The sequence below is a fragment of the Roseibium sp. genome (assembly GCF_025698965.1).
Classification (GTDB): Bacteria; Pseudomonadota; Alphaproteobacteria; order Rhizobiales; family Stappiaceae; genus Roseibium.
Genome location: NZ_JAILWL010000617.1, coordinates 1 through 3,145 on the forward strand (window position 1 = coordinate 1; position 3,145 = coordinate 3,145).

Genomic DNA, 3,145 nt, shown 5'->3' on the forward strand with positions numbered 1-3,145 from the left:
GAATGACTTCATCCGTCACTTGTTTGCGTTGCGCGTTTGACAGATCATGCGGGCCGAAAGCGATAATTATCTGATTGAGAACCACATCATTGACGACACGGATACCTTTCACGTCTTTCAGTCGTTCGGCAATCTGACCGGCAATGCCGCAGTGTCTGCCGACGAGTTCCCTCACGCCCTTTCGGCCGAGATGTTTCAGCATTGCCCAGGTGGGAACACCGCGTGCCCGCCGCGAGAGTTCCGGAACCAGGAGGGCCGGTATCCGTTCTCCATCTTCCTTTGAAGGAAGATAGCTCGCCTCTATCCCCATGGCCGTTTCAAGCGCTTCCTGGTTCCGTACAATCGCATAGCCGCTGTCAAAAGGCGTTTGCAGCCATTTGTGTCCGTCGACAGACCATGAGTCAGCCTTTTCGATGCCTTCAGTCAGATAGCGGTAGGACGGGTGCGCCCGCGCCCAAAGGCCGAAAGCACCGTCAACATGTACCCAGGCGTCAGCCTCTTTTGCCACCTCAATCAGATCTTCAAACGGATCAAAGGCACCCGTATTGATCTGCCCTGCCTGAGCGATCACAATCCCCGGACCACCAGTACCCGTGATTTTGTTTGCCAGATCTGTCGCATTCATGCGGCCCTCGGCATCGGTGTCGATCCTGCAAATGCGATCTCGGCCAAATCCAAGATAACCAAGCGCTGAAAAGACGGAGGTATGAGCATCGTCTCCAACAAAGACCGTGACCGGCGGGGCACCGAAGAGACCATCCCTGTCAGCATTCCAGCCGTGCTTGCTCAAGACCGCTCCTCTGGCCGCTGCCAGGGCGGTGAAGTTTCCGACAGTTCCTCCGGTGACAAAGCCAACCGCGGCTTCCCGTGGCAGATCGAGGATCTCGAGCAACCAATTTGCTGCAATTTCCTCAACTGCTGCGGCCGTCGGCGACGATGCGTGAAGCGCGGCATTCTGCCCCCAGGCACTCACCAGCCAGTCGGCGGCAACTCCGACAGGGGCTGAACCGCCAAGCACCCAGCCGAAAAAACGCGGATGGGTCATTCCCGATAATCCCGGCGCACCGCGCCGGGCCAGATCGCGGATCACATCGCTTCCCTTACTTCCCTCTTCGGGAAGAGGTTCACCGAAAACCTGAAGCATTTCCCGGTAGCCCTTTTCCGGCGCGCATTTGCGCGCCGGTAAGCTTTGGCGATAGGATACGGCCTCAGAAAATGCTATTTCGAGCTCTTCAATAGGGTCCGGCATGTCAGCCCATGTGGTATCCGGGTGTCGACATGGAGATTGTGATTTCCTCATCGGTCATCTCCTCGGCAATGCCTTCGAACATGGGGGTTGTCAGGTAGCGTTCACCGGTATCGGGCAGCATGCAAAGGATCGTCGATCCGGGAGCGGCCTTTTCCGCCACCTGCACGGCAATGGCAAAACTCGCGCCACCGGAAATACCTGTGAGAATGCCTTCGCGGCTCGCCAGTTTTCGAGCCCAATCGACACCGGTCGGTCCAGGCACCGGAATAAGCTCGTCGTAATACTTCCCGTCCACCGCTTCTTGCAGAACGGCTGGAATGAAATCCGGTGTCCATCCCTGGATCGGATGCGGTTCAAAGGCTGGATGGCTGGCAGCCGGAGCGCCATCCGCCTCCCGCTCCTGAACATGTCCGCTGCCGAGCAATTGTGCGTTGGCCGGCTCGGACAGGATAATTCTGGTTTCCGGGCGTTCCTTGCGCAGCACCCTCCCGACCCCGGTCAAAGTGCCACCGGTACCGTAACCTGTAACGAAATAGTCGAGCCGTTTTCTCGCGAAATCGTTGATGATCTCGCGCGCTGTTGTCGCCTCGTGTATTTCCGCATTCGCCTCGGTTTCGAACTGACGGGCGAGCAACCAGCCGTGGGTCTCGGCCAATTCGACCGCTTTGCGATACATGCCGAACCCTTTTTCCGCGCGCGGTGTCAGAACCACCTTGGCTCCAAGCATTCGCATCAGCTTGCGCCGCTCGATCGAGAAACTGTCCGCCATGGTGACCACAAGCGGATATCCCTTTTGCGCACAGACCATCGCCAGTCCGATGCCGGTATTGCCGCTGGTGGCTTCAACTACGGTCTGCCCCGACTTGAGAGCTCCGCTACGCTCGGCTGCCTCAATGATATTGACGGCGAGCCGGTCCTTCACTGAGCCGGCCGGATTGGCCGCTTCAAACTTCACGAACATCTCGACACCACTCGGTCCGAGATTGTTGATACGGATAACAGGTGTGTTGCCGATCGTATCCAGCACGCTTTCAAAAAGAAGTCCATTGCCCTCAGTCGTGCGCACAGTTTCACCGGTCATGAATTTGCTCCATCGTTGCAAGCGAACGGCCTGTTTCAACTGCATCTGAACATCAGAGGCGCACAAACCGTTCCATAACAGTGATCATGACAGGAGCGTCGCAGCCGAGTCTTGAGCAGGTTCTGAGGAAAGTCTGAGGATTTTACGAGTGCGCCGAGAGCTGCCCGGTTTCAGGCAAATCCATGCTTTGCCAACGCAGTCGAGATTCTGGCCCGCACCCCGGCATCCGTAAAAGGAAATGAACGGAAGAAGTGCTCCTGTGAGATATCTGCCCGGTGGTGCCGGACACGTTGCGCCCAATCGGCAGCAACCGCATGGTTTCCCGCAAGTTCGTTCGCAATGGCGGCGATCACCCATATCAGGACATGCGCCCCCGGTGCATTTGCAGCCCGATCTGCCCATAGAGCAGCCTCGTCATGACGGTCTTCCATCACCATGCAAAGCGCGCGCGTTCCCAGCATCGCATAGAGCATGGGATCAAGTGGACTTAAGCTGCGGGCCCGATCGGACAAGCGACAGCCATTTTCGCTGGAACAGGACACCATCTCGGTCCAGGCGCGGGCATAAAGACCTTGGGCAAAGCTCGGACTGAGAGACGTTGCCCGCTTCAGCCACCCCTGCGCTCCGTCGAGATCCCCCACCAGCCACAGCGATCTGCCCATATTGAAATTGCCAAACGGATCCATCGGATCAAGTTCGATCGCACGTTCTGCAGCAGCGCGCGCCAGTTTCACAGCTGCCTGACGATCTTGCGAATAGTTCATGAAAGCTGTCTTGAAATGGGCAAAAGAACGGGCTGCATGTGCCCGGGCAAA

General features: G+C 57.5%; 2 protein-coding genes and 1 pseudogene. All 3 read right to left on the reverse strand.

Features of this window, described 5'->3' with window-relative positions:
* Positions 1-1,249: pyridoxal-dependent decarboxylase (locus K5905_RS30565; RefSeq protein WP_297591493.1), on the reverse strand; the 1,249-nt coding region annotated here is incomplete at its 3' end.
* A 1-nt stretch (position 1,250) separates the two neighbouring features.
* A complete protein-coding gene (locus K5905_RS30570) occupies positions 1,251-2,330 on the reverse strand; it encodes a PLP-dependent cysteine synthase family protein (RefSeq protein ID WP_297591494.1) in 1,080 nt (359 codons plus the stop codon).
* A 170-nt stretch (positions 2,331-2,500) separates the two neighbouring features.
* Positions 2,501-3,145, reverse strand: a pseudogene (locus tag K5905_RS30575) (transcriptional regulator); the annotation flags it as partial.

Coding starts and splice junctions, on each gene's coding strand:
- K5905_RS30570 (WP_297591494.1), bottom strand. CDS start 2,330: ATGACCGGTGAAACTGTGCGCACGACTGAGGGCAATGGACTTCTTTTT.